The sequence below is a fragment of the Mesorhizobium sp. BR1-1-15 genome, from assembly GCF_020165475.1.
In the GTDB taxonomy this organism is placed as follows: Bacteria; Pseudomonadota; Alphaproteobacteria; order Rhizobiales; family Rhizobiaceae; genus Mesorhizobium.
The window spans coordinates 133,863-151,846 of record NZ_JAIUIF010000007.1 but is presented as its reverse complement, the minus strand read 5'-3'; the positions used below and the strand labels follow the sequence as shown (position 1 = coordinate 151,846).

17 protein-coding genes are annotated in these 17,984 nt (G+C 62.9%); 11 read left to right on the top strand and 6 right to left on the bottom strand.

Going from position 1 to position 17,984, the window contains the following annotated elements; all coding sequences use genetic code 11:
* Nucleotides 1–75: 75 nt before the first annotated feature.
* From LB541_RS14810 to LB541_RS14800, 3 genes are read right to left on the bottom strand one after another with little or no spacing between them, the layout of a single operon-like run.
* Complete coding sequence (locus tag LB541_RS14810; RefSeq protein ID WP_181167255.1) at nt 76–315, bottom strand: transporter substrate-binding domain-containing protein; 240 nt, start codon at nt 313–315, stop codon at nt 76–78.
* Nucleotides 312–1,325: a substrate-binding domain-containing protein gene (locus LB541_RS14805; RefSeq protein ID WP_140499314.1), complete on the bottom strand. Its 1,014-nt coding sequence runs from the start codon at nt 1,323–1,325 to the stop codon at nt 312–314. The genes LB541_RS14810 and LB541_RS14805 overlap by 4 nt, the downstream gene beginning before the upstream one ends.
* Before the next feature lie 46 nt (nt 1,326–1,371).
* Nucleotides 1,372–2,745 (bottom strand): ROK family protein, encoded by a 1,374-nt coding sequence (locus LB541_RS14800; RefSeq protein ID WP_224519041.1) that lies wholly within the window; start codon nt 2,743–2,745, stop codon nt 1,372–1,374.
* Between the two features lie 313 nt (nt 2,746–3,058).
* Here LB541_RS14800 and LB541_RS14795 point away from each other — a divergent pair, with 313 nt between their 5' ends.
* From LB541_RS14795 to LB541_RS14770, 6 genes are all read left to right on the top strand, one after another.
* Entirely contained in the window at nt 3,059–3,886 is an 828-nt protein-coding gene (locus LB541_RS14795) for a sugar phosphate isomerase/epimerase family protein (protein ID WP_140657516.1), read from the top strand.
* 40 nt (nt 3,887–3,926) lie between these two features.
* Nucleotides 3,927–5,048, top strand: coding sequence for a substrate-binding domain-containing protein (locus tag LB541_RS14790; protein ID WP_140499310.1), 1,122 nt, complete (start codon nt 3,927–3,929; stop codon nt 5,046–5,048).
* Nucleotides 5,049–5,112: 64 nt separating this feature from the next.
* The gene (locus LB541_RS14785; RefSeq protein WP_140657514.1) at nt 5,113–6,282 is read left to right on the top strand and encodes a Gfo/Idh/MocA family protein; all 1,170 of its coding nucleotides are present in this window, start codon (nt 5,113–5,115) and stop codon (nt 6,280–6,282) included.
* On the top strand, nt 6,279–7,865 hold the full coding sequence (locus LB541_RS14780) for a sugar ABC transporter ATP-binding protein (RefSeq protein ID WP_224519040.1): 1,587 nt from the start codon (nt 6,279–6,281) through the stop codon (nt 7,863–7,865). The genes LB541_RS14785 and LB541_RS14780 overlap by 4 nt, the downstream gene beginning before the upstream one ends.
* The gene (locus LB541_RS14775) at nt 7,855–8,829 is read left to right on the top strand and encodes an ABC transporter permease (RefSeq protein ID WP_140499306.1); all 975 of its coding nucleotides are present in this window, start codon (nt 7,855–7,857) and stop codon (nt 8,827–8,829) included. The genes LB541_RS14780 and LB541_RS14775 overlap by 11 nt, the downstream gene beginning before the upstream one ends.
* Before the next feature lies 1 nt (nt 8,830).
* A complete protein-coding gene (locus LB541_RS14770) occupies nt 8,831–9,199 on the top strand; it encodes a putative quinol monooxygenase (RefSeq protein WP_140499304.1) in 369 nt (122 codons plus the stop codon).
* Nucleotides 9,200–9,258: 59 nt separating this feature from the next.
* On the opposite strand, the gene LB541_RS14765 is transcribed toward LB541_RS14770, so the two are convergent.
* The 3 genes from LB541_RS14765 to LB541_RS14755 are packed head-to-tail and all read right to left on the bottom strand — an operon-like array spanning nt 9,259 to nt 12,811.
* Nucleotides 9,259–10,074, bottom strand: coding sequence for an alpha/beta hydrolase (locus tag LB541_RS14765; RefSeq protein ID WP_140521349.1), 816 nt, complete (start codon nt 10,072–10,074; stop codon nt 9,259–9,261).
* Between the two features lie 11 nt (nt 10,075–10,085).
* Nucleotides 10,086–11,573, bottom strand: a complete 1,488-nt coding sequence (locus LB541_RS14760; RefSeq protein ID WP_140657512.1) for an NAD-dependent succinate-semialdehyde dehydrogenase — start codon at nt 11,571–11,573, stop codon at nt 10,086–10,088.
* 14 nt (nt 11,574–11,587) lie between these two features.
* Nucleotides 11,588–12,811 carry an iron-containing alcohol dehydrogenase gene (locus LB541_RS14755; protein WP_140657510.1) on the bottom strand — a complete coding sequence of 408 codons (1,224 nt, stop codon included), beginning with the start codon at nt 12,809–12,811 and terminating at the stop codon, nt 11,588–11,590.
* Between the two features lie 209 nt (nt 12,812–13,020).
* Between LB541_RS14755 and LB541_RS14750 the strand changes: the two genes are divergently transcribed.
* From LB541_RS14750 to LB541_RS14730, 5 genes are all read left to right on the top strand, one after another.
* A complete protein-coding gene (locus LB541_RS14750; RefSeq protein ID WP_140657508.1) occupies nt 13,021–13,719 on the top strand; it encodes a GntR family transcriptional regulator in 699 nt (232 codons plus the stop codon).
* A gap of 6 nt (nt 13,720–13,725) precedes the next feature.
* Nucleotides 13,726–15,303, top strand: coding sequence for a sugar ABC transporter ATP-binding protein (locus tag LB541_RS14745; RefSeq protein WP_224618782.1), 1,578 nt, complete (start codon nt 13,726–13,728; stop codon nt 15,301–15,303).
* Nucleotides 15,304–15,320: 17 nt separating this feature from the next.
* On the top strand, nt 15,321–16,292 hold the full coding sequence (locus LB541_RS14740) for an ABC transporter permease (protein ID WP_140499447.1): 972 nt from the start codon (nt 15,321–15,323) through the stop codon (nt 16,290–16,292).
* A 57-nt stretch (nt 16,293–16,349) separates the two neighbouring features.
* On the top strand, nt 16,350–17,300 hold the full coding sequence (locus LB541_RS14735) for a substrate-binding domain-containing protein (protein ID WP_224618781.1): 951 nt from the start codon (nt 16,350–16,352) through the stop codon (nt 17,298–17,300).
* Nucleotides 17,301–17,366: 66 nt separating this feature from the next.
* Nucleotides 17,367–17,960, top strand: a complete 594-nt coding sequence (locus tag LB541_RS14730; protein WP_140499290.1) for a DJ-1/PfpI family protein — start codon at nt 17,367–17,369, stop codon at nt 17,958–17,960.
* Nucleotides 17,961–17,984 lie beyond the last annotated feature (24 nt).

Here is a 17,984-nt window from a genome sequence, read left to right as displayed (position 1 = left end):
CTTTTATGCAATTCTCCAGGGAAAGCGCTACACGCTTTTCCGGGAAGACCGCTCTACACTTTTCCTGGAATTGTTTTAGCTCTTCGGGCTCAAGCCCACTTCAAACCACTTCTTCGACATCTGCGCGAGCGTACCGTCCGCGGCCATCTCGCCGAGCGCCTTGTTGAGGATCGCCTGAAGCTCGGGCTCCTGCTTGCGGATGCCCAGGCAAACATTTGACGCCATGATGGCGCCGACGAGACGCGGACCGCTTGTGATCAGCGTGCCGTTGCTCTTTGCCGCGCGGTCCCTCGCGAAGACGACATTGTCGGTCAAGGCAGGCTGTTTCGTGGCTTGCGCGCCATTAGCAAGGCGGCGGGCGCTGGTGTGCGCCAGACGACTTGATAGGCTTCTACTACATTGCTGGCCGTGACACTGAGCCCGGGAAGCGCGATCCAGGCCGGCGGCTGGCGTTCGAGCAGGCCGAGAATTGTGGCAATGCCCGTAGCAACGCCCTGATCGTGAGGCAGTTGCGCGGCGATGCCCTTGATCAGGCCTCCACCAACGAGGTCCGTGGCGACGTCGTTGCCGAGGTCGACTGTCGTCACCGGAATAGCCTTGCCCGCATCGCGGATCGCCGCGACGGCAGCGATTGCCGGCACGTCCCAGACGGCAAACAGTCCGGCGAGCTCCGGATTGGCCTGCAGCAAGTCGGCGGTCGCGGCTCTCGCTTGCGACACGTCGGCAAACTTGCCGCGAACCAGCGTCAGGTCGGGACGTCGAGCAGCCATCCATTTTCGGAAAGCAATCTCGCGCTCATGCGTCGCGAAGAAATCGATGCCATAGGCCAGAACGCCGACCTTTCCGCCCTGTGGTATATGTGGCGCCAGGAGTTCTGCGCCGATCTGACCGAGACCGAAATTGTCGCTGGAAACAACGCTGACGTAATCCTTGCCGGGCAGCATGCCGGTTGGGGCATTGTCGAGCAGCAACAGCTTCTTTCCGGCCGCCGATATTGCACGATGCGCGTCGGCGGCACGGTTGCTGCCGATTGGAATGGAGACCACCGCATCCACGGCTTCGCCGGCCAGCCGTTTCAGTTCCGAAATTTGCCGCTCGATGTCGAAGCCGCAGTCGACGACCTCGACCACCGCCGCTCCGTAGCGGCCAAGCGTGGTGACGATCCCGGCCAATTCCTCCTTAGCCCAGTCGCTCTTGGTGGTGTGGAGAACGATGGCGACCGAGAAGCGCCGGTTGCGGGCGAGATCGGCGTCGGCATTCGACAACCCGACCTGGTCGGCTGGAACCGCCCGTTCGCCATGCGGCCCAAGGCCGGTGATCGCCATTCCTCAACCCTCCCCAGGTTCACGCGGCCCGGCCGACTTGGCGATGCTATGCAAGCGCTCCTCCCGGTGGCCGTGGCTTTGCCGGGCGAGCGCTGGTTCCGAGTGCGGCCCGCGCGAGAAAATCCTTGAATTCCGGATGCTCACGCGGTGAACCGAGCGTAATCCACCCCTGCAGAAATTTCGCATCGAACAGTGCTTCCGCAACGACTTGGGCGGCGCCGACCAGTCCGGCCGAGCCGCCCATCTGCGAACGGACGATGCGCAGGTCGCGGGTGACGATCGGATGCGACTGGCGATAGACCGCCTCGCGTACGGCTGCCAACAGTATGTCCCCGGTCTGGGCCACGCTGCCGCCGAGTACGATCAATGACGGGTTCAGCAGATTGGCCAATGGCGCCAGTACCTCGCCGACCGCACGGCCGCAACGCCCGAGAAGGTCGATACAGAACGGATCGCCCAATTGGGCGCCGTGGCCAGCGTCGGTGACCGTCACTTCGCCGGCGCGCGCAAGCATCTCGGCCAGATAGGGGCTGCTCCCGCTCTCGGCCGCCTGGCGGGCCTCGCGTCCGAGCGCTTCGCTGCCGGCAACAGCTTCGAGATTTCTGCCCTCGATGAAAGTATGACCGATCATGCCGGCAGCGCCCTGCGCGCCACGGTGCAACGCTCCCTCCGAAACCACGCCGGCGCTGATCGAGCGGCCGAGCTTGACGAAGATCATGTCGGCGAGGCCGCTGCCGGACTTCAGTTCGCCCATCGTCATCGTCTGGACGCCGCTTCGCACCCATACCGGCGCGCCGACAAGCGTGGCCAACTGCTCGACGAAAGGGAATCCATCCCAGTTCTGGAACGCATTCAGCGCCGGCGCGAACAGCCGCTGATCATCGCATTTCTCAACGGCTCCGGGCACCGCCAGCCCGATGCCCCAGATGCTGGCCTCACTGCCATGCTCTTCCAGCATCCAGGCAAACAGCGTTGCTAGCCGCTGGACCACCGGCTCGGGACCTGCGGCCAGTTCCACCGCTTCGTGATGTTCGGCCAGCAGGCGGCCGGACAGGTCTGATACACCGACTGCCAGCGAGGAATGATCGAGCACGGCGGCCAGGATCATGCCAATGCGCGGCCGGAAGCGGACATGGCGTGGTGCGCGTCCGCCGATCGCCGGGCCGAGTTCGCCTTCTTCTATCAGCCCTAGCCGAAGCAGCGTGGCGAGACGATCCGTGACGACGGCGCGCCCCAGTTCCGACTGGTTCTCTAGCTCCTGGCGGGTCGTTGCCGCCTCGGTCCGTATAAGGTTGAGCAGCGTGGCCAGGCTGCCATGCGCGGATTCGCTGGCACGCGGCCGGCCGGCGGCGCGGCGCGGTTGGTCCGACTGTACGGGGTCTGTGGCGCTGCGCTCGTCCATAGTCTTGCCGAGGCTCATCTCCCGATCTCTATCGCTGCCGGCTCAGGGTCATCACGCCGTTAGCCATGGGTACCGTGGCCTCATTTACGGATCAAGCAGGAACTTATGTATTTTACAAACAAAAGTATGCCGACTTTTGCATTTTAATGATTGACGAGCGGCGAAAGGCGGGCATAAGTATCAGCCAGGCTCGGAGGAGGGCTCCTAACGTCGACAGCCCTCGCGAAGGCGAAGGATGTCGCACGTCCGTTGTCCGAATTCTTCTCCAGCCAAAGATGCCGGCCCGCGCTGCGCGCGGTGATGCATCGGCTACAGGCAGGGAGGATACGAGATGTCGGTGAAACTGGCCTATCACGCCAATTGCTGGGGTGCGCTCGGTGGCAACGCCGTCGGCGTCACTTCGATCACCCAGCTTACCTATCGCACCTTCGGTGACATGGAGCAGGCGATCCGCGACATTGGATCGGCCGGATATACCGGAACAGAACTCTTCGACGGCAATCTCCTCGACTATCAAGGACGCAATGGCGCGCTGCGCGCTGCCTTGGACCAGTCCGGCGTCGTGCTCGTGGCCGGCTACTCCGGTGCCAACTTTATCTTCGACGATATCCTTGGCGAGGAGTTGGCGCGGATCGAACGCGGAGCGGCTGCCGTGGCCGAACTCGGCGGCGAGCATCTGGTCGTCGGCGGTGGCGCCAAGCGAGCCAAAGGCCGGCAGCCAGATGATTTCAAGCGCCTCGGCGCGGCGCTCGACAAGGTCATCGACATCGCAGCCAAGGCGGGCTTGCGCGCGCACTATCACCCGCATCTGTCGACCATCGTCGAAGGTCCCGACGAAGTTCGCGAGATTTTCAAACATACCGCGATCGATTTCTGTCCGGACACCGCGCATCTGGCAGCCGCTGGCGGTGATCCGGCCGCGCAGATTCGCGAATTCAGCAAGCGCATCAGCTATGTGCATTTGAAGGGCTGGCAGCGCGATCCCTTCGCCTTCACGCCGCTCGACCGCGGCGACCTTGATATGGAGCCGATCATCCAGGCGCTCGAGGACACCGGATTTTCCGGCTGGATCGCAACCGAGCTGGATGCCTGGCCAGACCCCAAGCAAGGGGCGGAACTCAGCATGAAATATCTGAAGAGCGCTTTGAAGCAGAGTTGAACCGACAGGTACCAAGCCTGTCATCAGGGAGGAGACCCAAATGACACGTTTCAACACAATAGCCGGGACGTTCACGGCGGCATTGCTGGCCGCCAGCCTCTATACCGCAGCTCCCGCTTTCGCCGACCCCGATTCAGCACTCGCCGAACTGCAGAAGACAGTGCTCTCCAAGGGGCCGAACGGCGAAGCTCCAGCGTCGGCGGCGTCCGTCAATCTGACGCAGGAGGAACTGGCCAAGATCAAGGACATGAAGGCGACGGCGGCGATCGTCATGCACTATGGCGGCAATGACTGGTCACGCGCGCAGATCGCCGGCCTCAAAGACCAGTTTGGCAAGATGGGCATCGAGGTGATCGCCACGACCGATGCCGGATTCAAGCCGGAAAAGCAGGTCGCCGACCTCGAAACTGTGATGGCCCAGAACCCCAAGATCATCGTTTCGATCCCCACCGACCCGTCGGCGACGGCGTCCGCGTACAGGGCAGTTGCCGATAAGGGCGTGAAGCTGGTGTTCATGGACAACGTGCCGGCCGGCTTCGTCGCGGGCAAGGATTACGTCTCCGTAGTCTCGGCCGACAATTATGGCAACGGCGTCGCCGCAGCGCATCTGATGGCCAAGGCGCTGGGGGGCAAGGGCGACATTGGTCTGGTCTTCCACGCCGCCGACTTCTTTGTCACCAAACAGCGTTATGATGGCTTTAAGAAGACGATCGCCGACAACTACCCCGATATCAAGATTGTCGCCGAACAAGGCATTGGCGGCCCGGACTTCACCGGCGACGCCGAAAAGGCGGCATCGGCCATCCTCACTTCCAACCCTGCCATCAACGGCATCTGGGCGGTGTGGGACGTGCCGGCCGAAGGCGTCATCTCGGCGGCCCGCACCGCTGGTCGCGACGACCTTGTCATCACCACCTGCGACCTCGGCGAGAACGTCGCAATCAATATGGCGGGCGGGGGCTTCGTGAAGGGCCTGGGCGCCCAGCGTCCGTTTGACCAGGGCGTCACCGAAGCCCTGCTCGCAGGCTACGGTCTGCTCGGCAAGGAGGCTCCGGCCTTCGTCGCCTTGCCGGCGCTGCCCGTCACCAAGGACACGCTGCTCGAGGGTTGGAAAGCCGTCTATCACGCCGAGGCGACCGACAAGATCAAGGGCAGCATGTAGCGCGCCCTGCGGCCGGCGCACTCCCAGCCGGCCGCACCTCTTCTCAATTCGACAGGAGACCATCATGACCAAGACGCTCAACGTGGCGATGATCGGCGGCGGCTTTATGGGTAAAGCCCATGCGCTCGCTTATGCGACGATGCCGATGTTCTTCTGGCCCGCCCCCGCCATCCCCGTGCGCAAGGTGGTGGTCGACATCACCGAGGCACTGGCCGACGGAGGCCGCCGTCGCTACGGATTCGAGGAATCATCCGCTGACTGGCGTTCGGTGGTGACGCGATCCGACATCGACGTCATTGACATCGTCACCCCGAACGACAGCCATGCCGCGATCGCGATCGCGGCCGCTGAAGCCGGCAAGCACATCATCTGCGAAAAGCCGCTGGCGCGCGGCGGCGACGAGGCAAAGACCATGCTCGACGCGGTGAACAAAGCCGGCGTCATCCACATGGTTGCCTTCAACTATCGTCGCACGCCGGCAGTGGCGCTTGCCCGCCAGTACATAGAGGAAGGCCGCATCGGTAAGATTCTCAACTTCCGCGGCACCTATCTGCAGGACTGGTCGGCCGATCCGGATTCGCCTCTGTCCTGGCGCTTTCAGAGGAAGATCGCCGGGTCCGGCTCGATCGGCGACATCGGCACCCATGTCGTCGACCTTGCCCGTTATCTGGTCGGCGAGATCGCCGAGGTCAGCGCGTTGGTGCGCACCTACAACAAAACGCGACCGATCCAACGCGGCAATCTCGACAGGCTCGGCGCGGCAGAGAGGAATACCGATACCGAGCGGGCTGAGGTCGACGTCGACGACGAGGTGATGACGCTGCTGAAATTCGCCGACGGCGCGATCGGTTCGCTGGAGGCGACCCGCAACGCCTATGGCCGCAACAATTTCATCACTTTCGAGATCCACGGCACCAAAGGCTCCATTGCTTTCAACTACGAACGGCGCGACGAATTGCAGGTGATGTTTGCCGATGATCCTGCGGATGCACGCGGCTTCAGGTCCGTCTATTCCGGTCCGGCGCACCCCTATGGGTCGGGTCTGTGGCCAATCCCGGCGCTCGGCATCGGCTATTCCGAAACCAAGATCGTGGAGTGTTTCGATTTCTTCTCGGCTATTGTTTCGGGCAAGCAGCCCTTGCCCAATTTCGAGGATGGCTACAAGACCGAGCGGGTGGCCGACGCGCTGATCGAATCCGGCCAATCCGGCCAGTGGACCAAGGTCCGACCATGACAATCGCGGCGCCTGTTCATGCGGTGGAAATGAAAGGCGTCACCAAATCCTTCGGCGGCGTCAAGGCGCTGGTCGATGTCGACCTGCGGGTAGAGAAAGGCGAAATCCACGCATTGCTCGGTGGCAATGGTGCCGGTAAGTCGACCATCCTGAAAGTGTTGAACGGCGTTCATGTGCCGGACACCGGTACCATTCTAGTCGATGGCAAGCCACTCGCCGAAATCTCGCCCGAAGCTTCAAGGCGGGCGGGCATCGCCATGATCTTCCAGGAAATGAGCCTCATCCCCACGCTGACCGTGGCGCAGAATGTTTTCCTGACCCGCGAAGCCAAGGTCGCGTTCGGCCTGATCGACGATCGCACCGCCGAAAAGCGCGCCAAGGACCTGTTCGACATGCTGCAGGTCGAGGTCGATCCGAAAGCGACGGTCGGCAATCTCGGCGCCGGCCAACGGCAGTTGACGGAGATCGTCAAGGCGATCTCGCAGAATGCGAAAGTGCTGGTCCTGGATGAACCGTCGACGGCGCTGGCGGTATCCGATGTCGAGCGGCTGTTTGCCTTCCTGCGCAAACTGAGATCGGAAGGCGTCGCCATCATCTATGTCTCGCACCGCATGGACGAGATAGCCCGCATCGCCGACCGCGCCACGATCTTGCGCGATGGCCGCAACGTCATCACCGCGCCGATGTCGGAACTGCCGATCGAAACGATGATTGAGCATATTGTCGGCAAACGCTCGCGTGGTCTGTCCGACGTGGTACGCGGCGAATCGAATGTCGGGGCGCCGCTGCTTGAGCTCGACGGTGTTTCAGGGGTGGAGAAACCGAAGAACGTCAGCTTCGTCGTCCACAGCGGCGAAGTGGTCGGCCTAGCCGGGCTGCTGGGCTCCGGGCGGTCGGCGATCGCGCGCGTCATCGCCGGCATAGATCCGATCGTCGAAGGCGAGATCCGCATTGCCGGCGAGCCGGTGGCGATCGCCAGACCAAGTGACGCCATCGAGGCCGGTGTGGCGCTGGTGCCGGAGGATCGGCTACGGCAGGGCGTCATCGCGGAGCATTCGGTCGCCTCCAACATGACGCTCGCCGTGCTCGACCAGTTGAGCAGCAAGGCCTTTGTGTCGACGAAAAAGATGCGCGAGCTGACTGATCGCCAGATCGCCCAGCTGCGGATCAAGACTGCATCGCGCGACAGCCCGGTGCGCACACTTTCGGGCGGCAACCAGCAGAAGGTCGTCATCGGCAAATGGCTTTCGAGGAATCCGGAGATCCTGGTCCTCGACGAGCCGACCTCCGGCATCGATATCGGTTCGAAGTCGGAAATCATCCTGCTGGTTCGCCAGCTCGCCAACGCCGGCAAGGCAATCATCATGATCTCGTCGGAGCTGTCCGAGATGCTGTCGGCCTGCGACCGTATCATCGTCGTCTCCGAGGGGCGCGTCGTGAACGATGTCAGCCGCGCCGATCTCGACGATCCCTCGGCGCCAAAGAACGATCCGGTTGCGCGACTCCAGGCGGCCGAGCGCAAGCTGCAGATCGTCATCCAGAAAGCGCTGAGCAAGAGCCAGGGAGGAATACATGTCCACTAGTCAGGCTGCCGCGTCCCAGTCCTCGCTGGCAGCGAGGCTTGGGCTCACCAACTGGCGGCAGAACATCATCTACATCGGTTTCGTCGTCATCTTCATCATTTTCGCGATAACGTTGTTCGACAAGGGCTTCCTCAACCTCAACAACCTGCTCAACATCGTGCGGCAGACGGCGATGATCGCGGTGATGGCGATCGCCATGACCTATGTTCTGTCGGCAGGCGAGATCGACCTGTCCGTTGGTGCCGTCGCGGGTCTCGCCTCGGTGACGACGGCGATGGCGATCGACGCCGGCGGACCGATCACCGGTGTGATGGCGGGGCTCGCCACAGGCGCCGTCGTCGGCACCTTCAACGGCCTGTTGACGACGCGGGTCGGAATTCCATCCTTCCTTACCACGTTGGCTATGATGGGCATCGCTACCGGCACCGCAATGTGGATCAGCGATACGGCTGCGGTGCCGATCATCTCGAAGAGCTACTCCTGGATCTTCGGCGGCGGCAATGTCGGGCCGGTGCCGGTGCTGCTGATCTGGATGCTGGTGCTGGGAGCCGTCGGCCACGTCGTTTTGAGGCGAACGAGCTTTGGCCGCCGCGTGCTGGCCACCGGCGGCGGCGAGATCGCGGCGCGTTATTCCGGCATCGACACCAAGTCGGTCAAGTTCCGCGTGCTTACCATCTCGGCCATGGCGGCGGCGCTGGCCGGAATGCTTTACGCCGGCCGGCTGCAATCGGGGCGCTTCCAACTCGGCCAAGGCGACGAACTGTCGGTGATAGCCGCGGCGGTGCTTGGCGGCACCAGCCTGTTCGGCGGCTCCGGCACGGTGATCGGGACAATTGTCGGCGCGCTGATGATCGGCCTCATCAATAACGGCCTGATTCTGATGGGGTTGGAGTTCAGCCAGCAGCTAATCGCGCGCGGCGCCATCATCATCCTTGCCGTTGCACTCAGCCAGGGGAGGAAATGAGATGACGGTTCCCTATACGGTCATCGGCACCGTGGTTGCCAAACCCGAAACCCGCGATGAACTGCAAAGAATCCTGTCGGGCCTCGTCGAACCGACACGTGCCGAGGAGGGCTGCATCAACTACGACTTCCATGTCGACCCGGCTGACCCCTGCGTATTCATGTTTTACGAGAACTGGCGTTCGAAGGACGATCTCGACAGGCACCTCTCCATGCCACATCTGATGCCGCTGTTCGGGAAGCTCGACGACCTCGTTGCGCGGCCGGTGGATGTCCGTCAATTCGTTATGCTCAGCCAGCTGGCGCTGGCATCGCATGAGCGATCGTTTCCAACCCCGCGCGGTGAGAGCAGATCCGATGGAGACAGGTAAAGCGCTCGGGACGCGGGTGACAGCTGAAAGTGCCAGCTTTTGACGGAACGCCAATGGCCTCAGCCGGAAACCAGGTTTGTCAGCATGGTTGCCGCCTCGGTGCCGGCCAAGCCGAGGTCGAGAACGCTGCTCATGTGATTGGCTCCAGGAAGGGCGGTCTGCGAGACCTGTAGTCCCTGCTCCTTCAGATGCCGCGCAAACACCTCGGCCTGCCTGTGGAATGGCGGCGTTTCGTCGGCGCCGACAGCGATCTCGACCGACACTGACGGATCGAAACGGCGGGTGAGCGGCGAGAACCTGGCTGCATCCTCGTCCGTGATCGCGATCTCGGCGGCAAGGAAGGAGGTCTGAAGCGGCTTCAGGTCGTAGAGCCCGCCAAGCAGCAACGCGCCTTTGATTGTCGATGTCCGGCCGTCGTCATTGAAAAGCATCGTCGCAAGTTGGGCGCCGGCTGAATGTCCGCTCACGGTCAGGCGCTCGGTATCGCCGCCGTGATCGCCGATATGGTCGAGCACCCAGCTTTTGGCGCGCCGCACCTGGTCGACGATCGTGGCCATCCTCACAGCCGGCATCAGCGCATAATCGACGATGACCGCGATTGCGCCGGCGCGCGTCACCGTCTCGGCGACATAGGAATAGTCGCGCTTGGAGAACATGCGCCAGTAGCCGCCATGGATGAACACATGGACCGGCAGGCGGTCGCGTTTGCCCTCCGGAAAGAACAGGTCGATGGTCTCGGTGGCATCCGCTCCATAGGCGATGTCGGCAACCATCGGTATTGTTGCGCGCACCTCCGTGCTGCGACGAACGATCTCGGCGACGATGTCGTCGAACTCGGCGACGTGGTCGCGGATGCGGAAAGGATCATTCTGCATGGGGTGCCCGTTCACATGGTCACGGCGATGTACTTCGCCTCCATGAACTCGGCAATGCCGTGCTTCTGTCCGCCTTCGCGGCCAAGGCCGCTCTGCTTGACGCCGCCGAAAGGTGCCGCCGGATCCGACATCAGGCCGCGATTGAGCGCGACCATGCCCGTTTCGATCTTCGATGCCACGTGCATGCCCCTGGCCAGATCACGCGTGTAGATGTAGGCGGCAAGGCCGTATTCCGTGTCGTTGGCGCGCGCGATGACTTCGTCCTCGTTCTCGAAGCGGCTGATCGGGGCCACCGGACCGAATATCTCCTCCTGCGCCATCTCGGCATTGGCGGGCACGTCCCGAAGGACGGTCGGCGGATAGAAATAGCCCTTGTCGTCGGCGACCGCGCCGCCGCACAGGATCGTGGCCCCACGGGCGACCGCGTCCTTGACCAGCCGATCGATCTTGTCGACGGCCTTCCTGGTAATCATCGGACCGCATTCGGTGTCCGGGTCGGTGCCTGAACCGAGCTTGAGCGCGGCCATGCGTTGGCGCAGACCTTCGGCAAAAGCGTCATGGATGCCGGCCTGCGCGTAGATGCGGTTGGCTGCCGTGCAGGCCTCGCCGGCGTTTCGCATCTTGGCGACCATCGCGCCGTCGAGGGCCGCGTCCAGATCGGCGTCATCGAAGACGATGAACGGGGCGTTGCCGCCGAGTTCCATCGAGCATGAGATGACGTGCTTGGCGGCTTCGGCCAGCAGAACACGACCCACGCCGGTCGAACCGGTGAAGGATAGCTTCCGGACGCGCGGGTCGGCGAGCATGGCGGAGGTCACTGGTCCGGGGTTCGAAGTGGTGAGCACATTGACGACGCCGGGAGGCACACCCGCCTCCTCGTACAGCGCGGCGAGCGCGTAGGCGGTCAGGGGCGTCTCGCTGGCGGGCTTCAGAATGACGGTGCAGCCGGCGGCCAGCGCCGGCGCGATCTTGCGTGTCGCCATGGCGGCGGGGAAATTCCAGGGCGTTATGAGCACGCAGATGCCGATCGGATGATAATCGACGACGATCCGGTTGGCGCCTGACGGCGCCAGGCCGAACTCGCCGCTGATGCGCACCGCTTCCTCGGCATTCCAGCGGAAGAATTCAGCCGCATAGGCGACCTCGCCGCGCGCGTCGCGCAGCGCCTTGCCGTTCTCCAGCGAGATCAGCGCCGCCAGCGTATCGGACCGTTCGACCATCAATTCGAAACAACGCCGCAGTATTTCCGAACGCTTGCGCGGCGCGGTTGCGCGCCAGCCTGCCGCCGCCTTCGCAGCCGCCTCGACGGCAGCGGCGGCATCGGCAATCGTGGCGTCCGGGACAGCCGCAATCACGGCCTCCGTGGAAGGATCGATCACCTCAATGAGACGACCGTCGGAAGACGGTCGCCAGTGTCCGTCGATATAGAGGCCGTGCGAGAATGTGGTGTAATCGAACATGTCGGGATCTTCGTTGAGTTGCCCTTGGGGTACGTTCATCTCATCACCTCTGGTCAGACTGAGCTTGCGGCCATGTCGCCGTCATAGGCGGCCCTCACCAGCCGCCGCATCGCGGCGATGTCGAAAGGACGAGGGTTGTTCTTGATCAGCCGATCGATGCCGAGCGCCTGCTCGGCGGTCCAGTCGATCTTGTCGTGTGGAAGACCCAGATCGGCCAGCGTGCGGGTGATGCCGATCGCCGCGAACAGCCGGGCCACCTCATCGATGGTGGCGCGCGCGGTCGCCTCGGCGCTCTTTGTCTCCGTCACCCCCAGAGCGGCGCCGACCGCCGCTATTTCGTCGGTCGCGGCGGGCAGATTGTAGCTCATCACGTAGGGAAGCATCGTCGCCACGCCTAATCCGTGCGGCGTGTGGGTAAGCGCGCCGACGGGATATTGCACGGCGTGGGCAGCCGCCGTTCCGGCCGTGCCGAAAGCGCAGCCGGCCGCCAGCGCTCCCATCATGACATCGGCGCGTGCGTCTTCGTCCGAGCCGTCCCGGTAAGCCTTTTCGAGACTGCGGCCCAGGAGTTGGATGGCCAGCAGCGCGAAATGATCGGTCAGCGCGCTCTTGCCGACAAAGACATGCCGCTGCGGCAAGTGCGGATCGGAGCCGCGTTTGGCGGACGTGAAGGCTTCGATCGCGTGGGTGAGCGCGTCGGCTCCGGCGATTGCCGTGAGGGAGGGCGGGCATGTCGCGGTGAGTTCCGGATCGCAGAGCGCGACCGCGGCAATGAGATGGGGACTGGAAATGCCGACCTTCAGTGTTCGCTCCGGATCGGAGATCACCGCTACCGGCGTCACTTCCGAACCGGTGCCGGCGGTGGTCGGGACCGCGATTACCGGGAGCGTGGGGCCGGCCACCTTGAACTCCCCGTAGTAGTCCTGAAGCCGCCCGCCGTGGCTAATCAGCAACGCGGCGCTTTTGGCCATGTCCAGGCAGCTGCCGCCACCGATCCCGATCACCATGTCCGGCTTGAAGTCCTTCGCATGGGCGGCGCAGACGGCAACGCTGTCACGGGGGACATCCGGGAGGATGCGATCGTACACGAGCGTTTCGATCGAGCCAGCTCTCAGTGCCGCGCTGATTTGCGCGAACATTGGCGTTCCGGCGAAACGCTCATCCGTGCAGATGAATGCGCGCCGGCCATATTTGGCGGCAATATCAGGCAGCGCATGGCGCTGGCCTTTGCCGAAAAGAATCTCACGCGGCAACCGGACTGCTGCAAATAGCGTCATGAACTGTGTCCTTCGAATATGGATTGGGGAGCGGGGGATCGGAGATCACCGCTTGCCCAGCGTGCGTGGCGTGGTTCGGGCAAGGCACGGGCCAGAGCCGTCGTCGAGTTTTCCTGCCTCACGAAATATCCTCTATAAAATCGTATAGGATATAGGATTGAATTGCGCGGAGCATCGTGTTAGAGGTCGCCCCTGTCAAGAGGCAAAACATGCAGAATCCAGACCTTACTGCCGACAACGACGCTCGGTTGACGGGCCGCATCCAGCGCGCCAACAGCCTGTCGGGCGACGTCTACGAGGCGATCTTCCAGCAGCTGATGTCGCTGAAGATAGCTCCGGGATCGCGGATCACCGTCGACAACCTCGTCAAGGAGTTCAACGTCTCGCATACGCCGATCCGCGAAGCTCTTGGGCGGCTGGAAGGCGAGGGCCTGGTGGTGAAAACCCATCTGATCGGGTACCGGGCCGCGCCCCAGATCACACGGCGCCGTTTCGACGAACTCTATGAACTGCGCCTGCTGCTCGAACCTGCAGCCGCCGCCAAGGCAGCCGCTGCGCTCGACGAAGCCCGGCTGATGATTTTGCAGGAGGCGGCTGGCGTGATGGCCAGGCGCGTGGGCAAGGACGAACGCCTGCGTTATTCGAACTTCGCCCGCCAGGATGCCATCTTCCACGACAAGGTCATGGAGTTCGCGCAGAACGAGCTCATCCGCGAAACGCTGAACCACCAGCACACCCACTTCCACATTTTCCGCCTGATGTATCACTCGCGGGTCACCGAGGAGGCGCTCGACGAGCACGAAGCCATCCTCGCCGCTTTCGCGGCCAGCGATCCGGTTGCCGCCGAAAAGGCGATGCGCGTGCACATAGAGAATTCGCGGGACAGGCTCCTGCCTGCATTCGAGTAGGCCGCGATGTCAGTTGCCACTCGCATCGACGGAAGCGTCACCGCTTTGCCGCCGGAGCCCACACAGGCTGTGGCTCCGGTGCTGCGCGCGGAAGGGCTTTGCAAACAATACGGCCCGGTGACCGTGTTGTCGGACATCACGCTGGATATTTTCCCTGGCGAGATCCATGCCGTCATCGGCGAGAATGGCGCCGGCAAGTCGACGTTCATGCGCTTGCTTTCCGGTTACATCGAGCCAACCGCCGGCAGCCTGTCCATGGCCGGTGACCGCGTGAGTTTCAGGACACCTCACCAGGCGCAGGCGGCAGGCATCGCGCTGGTGCATCAGGAAATCCTCCTGGCCGAAGCGCTCACGGTGACTGACAATCTCTTTCTCGGCCGCGAGCTCTCCAGGCGCGGAATCGTCGATGATGGCGCCATGCGCCGCATAGCGGCCGCGAAACTGGCCGAGATCGGTTGCGAGGTGTCGCCGACCGCGCTGGTCCGGGACATTTCGCTGGCGGATCGCCAGCTCGTGCAAATCGCCCGCGCGTTGCTCGACGACCACAGGGTCGTCATCTTCGATGAGCCGACAGCGGTGCTGACCGGTGGGGAGGTCGAGCGTTTGCTCGCCATTATCTTCGGGCTCAGGGCGCGGGGCATCGCCGTTCTCTACATCAGCCACCGCCTCGACGAGGTGCAGCGGCTGGCGGACAAGGTCACGGTCCTGCGCGACGGCAAGATGATCGGCACCTATCCCGGCCATGCGTTGAGCCAGGCCGACATGGCGCAGCTTATGGTCGGGCGCGAACTCGCCGCGCTTTATCCTCACAAGCGCGAGGTCCAGACGAGCCGGCCCATGCTGACCGTCAGAAACGCGACTGTTCCAGGTTATGCACGGGACGTGTCCTTTACCGTTCACAAAGGCGAGATTCTTGGCTTCGCCGGCATGATCGGGGCGGGGCGAACCGAGTTGTTCGAAGGCATTGTGGGGCTTAGGCCGGCGACGGCTACGATCGAGCTCAACGGTTCGCCGATACAGATACGTTCACAGCGCGAGGCCATAGACGCGGGCATCGGCTATCTGACGGAAGATCGCAAGGGCAAGGGCCTGCTTTTGCAGGAGCGGCTGGCGCCGAACCTGACCCTCTCGTCGCTTGGCCTTCTGCATCCGGGGCTGCTGGTTCTGCGCGGTCGCGAATCCGAGGCGCTCGCCCGGGCCGTCTCCAGCTACGACATCCGGGTGAAGAGCCACAACGCCAGGGCAGGGCAGCTTTCGGGCGGAAACCAGCAGAAACTTCTGCTGGCCAAGGTGCTCCTGACCAATCCTTCGGTCGTGATCATCGATGAGCCGACGCGCGGGATCGACATCGCCAACAAGGCGCAGATCTACGCCTTCATCCAGGAACTCGTGGGCCAAGGCAAAGCCTGCATCGTCATCTCGTCGGAGATGCAGGAACTGGTCGGCATCTGCGACCGCGTCCTGGTCATGCGCGAAGGCAGGATCAGCGGCGAGGTCTCGGGCGAAACGATGATCGAAAGCAACATCGCGCTGCTGGCGACCAGTGACAAAGGCCATGGCACGGCCCAAGGAGGAAGACAGTGACGGCGCTTACCCATTCCATGTCTGCCCGAAGCGACAGGCAGCACCATTTCTCGTGGACGGATGCCGGCCCTTTCCTCGCATTGTTCGCACTGCTGGTGGCGGGATTCCTCATCAATCCGGATTTTCTTTCCGCGACAAACCTAGGCAACGTGATCACGCGCAGCGCTTATGTCGCCATCATAGCCGTCGGCGCCACATTCGTGATCTCATCAGGCGGGCTCGACCTTTCGGTCGGCTCGATGGTCGCCTTCATCGCCGGCGTCACGATCATGTTCATGAACATGATGGCCCCCAGCCTCGGCCTTTGGGCCATCCCGGCAGGCATGGTGATAGCAGTCGTCGCGGGGCTTCTATGCGGCCTCGCGAACGGTCTCATCGTCACGGTCGGAAGGATCGAGCCGTTCATCGCCACGCTCGGCACAATGGGTATCTTCCGCGCACTGATCACCTATATGACCGATGGCGGCACGATCCCGATCGATCGCTCGCTGCGGGACGCGTACCGGCCGGTCTATTTCGGCGCCGTCGCGGGCATTCCGGTGCCGATCCTTCTGTCGGCGCTCGTTGCGGTGGTCGGCGCATTTGTCCTCTACAAGACCAAATATGGCCGCAAATGCGCGGCGGTGGGCGCGAACGAGGACGTCGCCCGCTATTCGGGCATCTCGGTCGTCAAGACGCGCACCATTGCCTATGTCATCCAGGGTGCATGCGTGGCGGTCGCCGCCATCTGTTACGTGCCTCGTCTGGGAGCCGCCACCCCGACCACCGGACAGCTTTGGGAGCTGCAGGTGATAACGGCCGTTGTCATTGGCGGAACGGCGCTGCGGGGCGGCAAGGGCCGCATCTGGGGCACCATCGCCGGTGCGGTGATCCTGGAGCTGATCGCCAACCTGATGGTGTTGTCGGATTTCGTTTCCGAATACCTCGTCGCCGCGGTGCAGGGCGTCATCATCATCATCGCCATGCTCGTGCAAAGATTTTCGAAATAGCTCGTCTTCGGACCGGACGGGCGCCTGTTGTGTGGTCCATATCTCTGGGAGGTATTTATGTTTAGCAGGAAATGGGTTGCCGTTGCGGCAGTCGGCGCACTGATGGTGGCCGGCCAGGCGCTTGCAGCCGACAAGAAGGTGGTCGCGGTGTCGATCCCGGCGGCGGATCATGGCTGGACGGCCGGCATCGTCTATCACGCGCAGGCCGCCGCAAAGGAAATCAACGCGGCCTTCCCGGATGTCGAAGTCGTCGTGAAGACGTCGCCCTCGGCGGCCGACCAGGTAAGCGCGCTGGAGGATCTGTCGGCCAGCCGCAAGTTGGATGCGCTGGTGATCCTGCCCTACACCTCCGAGGAACTGACCCAGCCGGTGAAAGCCATCAAGGAGATGGGTACGTTCATCACCGTCGTCGACAGGGGATTGACCGACCCTTCCATTCAGGACCTGTATCTTGCCGGCGACAACATCGCGGTTGGCACCAATACGGCGAAGTTCATGATCGACAAACTGGGCGGCAAAGGTGACGTCGTCGTGCTGCGCGGCATTCCCACCGTCATCGACGACGAGCGCATCAAGGGCTTCGAGGATACCATCAAGGGCACCGGCCTGAAGGTGCTCGACATGCAGTATGCCCACTGGAACAGCGACGAGGCCTTCAAGCTCATGCAGGATTACCTGGCCAAGCACCCGCACATCGATGCGGTCTGGGCCAATGACGACGACATGCTTCTCGGTGTGCTCGAGGCCGTCAAGCAGTCCGGCCGAACCGATATCAAGCTAGCGCTCGGCGGCAACGGCATGAAGGACATCGTGAAGAAGGTGATAGACGGGGATGCGATGACACCGGTCGAGACGCCGTATCCGCCGGCGATGATCAAGACCGCTATCTACATGACCGTGGCCAACTTGATCGGTCAGGCTCCGGTTCGCGGTGCCGTCAAACTCGACGCCCCGCTCATAACCCAGGCCAACGCCAAGGAATATTACTTCCCCGCCTCCCCGTTCTGAGGCCCGCATCCGAATGAGGCAAGGCGCGTGATGCGCCTTGCATGCCAACAACAGAGAGGAAGAGCTATGCCAGGCAAGAAGATATTGATGCTGACCGGTGAGTTCACCGAGGAATACGAGATTTTCGTTTACCAGCAAGCGATGGAAGCCGTTGGTCACACGGTCCATGTCGTCTGCCCCGACAAGAATGCGGGCGACCTGATCAAGACCTCGCTGCACGATTTCGAAGGGGACCAGACCTACACCGAAAAGCTCGGGCACTACGCGCTGATCAACAAGACGTTCTCGGATGCGGAAAAGCAGCTCGACCAGTACCACGCGGTCTACTGCGCGGGCGGACGCGGACCGGAATACATCCGCACCGACAAGCGGGTGCAGACGATCGTTCGACACTTTCACGAGACCAAGAAGCCGATCTTCACGATCTGCCATGGCGTGCAGATCCTGATTGCGGTCGACGGCGTCGTGCGCGGCAAGAAGGTCGGGGCGCTGGGCGCCTGCGAGCCGGAAGTCACTCTCGCGGGCGGTACCTATATCGACCTCTCGCCGACGGAAGCCTATGTCGATGGTACGATGGTGTCGGCCAAGGGATGGACGGCGCTGGCCGCCTTCATCCGTGAGTGCCTGAAAGTGCTCGGCACGGAAATCCGCCACAACTGAGCCGCTAACCAAGGCGGAGGCCGG

Excerpts from the sequence above, each read along its gene's own strand:
- LB541_RS14805 (WP_140499314.1), bottom strand. The coding sequence starts at position 1,325 with ATGGCGATCACCGGCCTTGGGCCGCATGGCGAACGGGCGGTTCCAGCC.
- LB541_RS14800 (WP_224519041.1), bottom strand. The coding sequence starts at position 2,745 with ATGAGCCTCGGCAAGACTATGGACGAGCGCAGCGCCACAGACCCCGTA.
- LB541_RS14795 (WP_140657516.1), top strand. The coding sequence starts at position 3,059 with ATGTCGGTGAAACTGGCCTATCACGCCAATTGCTGGGGTGCGCTCGGT.
- LB541_RS14790 (WP_140499310.1), top strand. The coding sequence starts at position 3,927 with ATGACACGTTTCAACACAATAGCCGGGACGTTCACGGCGGCATTGCTG.
- LB541_RS14785 (WP_140657514.1), top strand. The coding sequence starts at position 5,113 with ATGACCAAGACGCTCAACGTGGCGATGATCGGCGGCGGCTTTATGGGT.
- LB541_RS14780 (WP_224519040.1), top strand. The coding sequence starts at position 6,279 with ATGACAATCGCGGCGCCTGTTCATGCGGTGGAAATGAAAGGCGTCACC.
- LB541_RS14775 (WP_140499306.1), top strand. The coding sequence starts at position 7,855 with ATGTCCACTAGTCAGGCTGCCGCGTCCCAGTCCTCGCTGGCAGCGAGG.
- LB541_RS14770 (WP_140499304.1), top strand. The coding sequence starts at position 8,831 with ATGACGGTTCCCTATACGGTCATCGGCACCGTGGTTGCCAAACCCGAA.
- LB541_RS14765 (WP_140521349.1), bottom strand. The coding sequence starts at position 10,074 with ATGCAGAATGATCCTTTCCGCATCCGCGACCACGTCGCCGAGTTCGAC.
- LB541_RS14760 (WP_140657512.1), bottom strand. The coding sequence starts at position 11,573 with ATGAACGTACCCCAAGGGCAACTCAACGAAGATCCCGACATGTTCGAT.
- LB541_RS14755 (WP_140657510.1), bottom strand. The coding sequence starts at position 12,811 with ATGACGCTATTTGCAGCAGTCCGGTTGCCGCGTGAGATTCTTTTCGGC.
- LB541_RS14750 (WP_140657508.1), top strand. The coding sequence starts at position 13,021 with ATGCAGAATCCAGACCTTACTGCCGACAACGACGCTCGGTTGACGGGC.
- LB541_RS14745 (WP_224618782.1), top strand. The coding sequence starts at position 13,726 with ATGTCAGTTGCCACTCGCATCGACGGAAGCGTCACCGCTTTGCCGCCG.
- LB541_RS14740 (WP_140499447.1), top strand. The coding sequence starts at position 15,321 with ATGTCTGCCCGAAGCGACAGGCAGCACCATTTCTCGTGGACGGATGCC.
- LB541_RS14735 (WP_224618781.1), top strand. The coding sequence starts at position 16,350 with ATGTTTAGCAGGAAATGGGTTGCCGTTGCGGCAGTCGGCGCACTGATG.
- LB541_RS14730 (WP_140499290.1), top strand. The coding sequence starts at position 17,367 with ATGCCAGGCAAGAAGATATTGATGCTGACCGGTGAGTTCACCGAGGAA.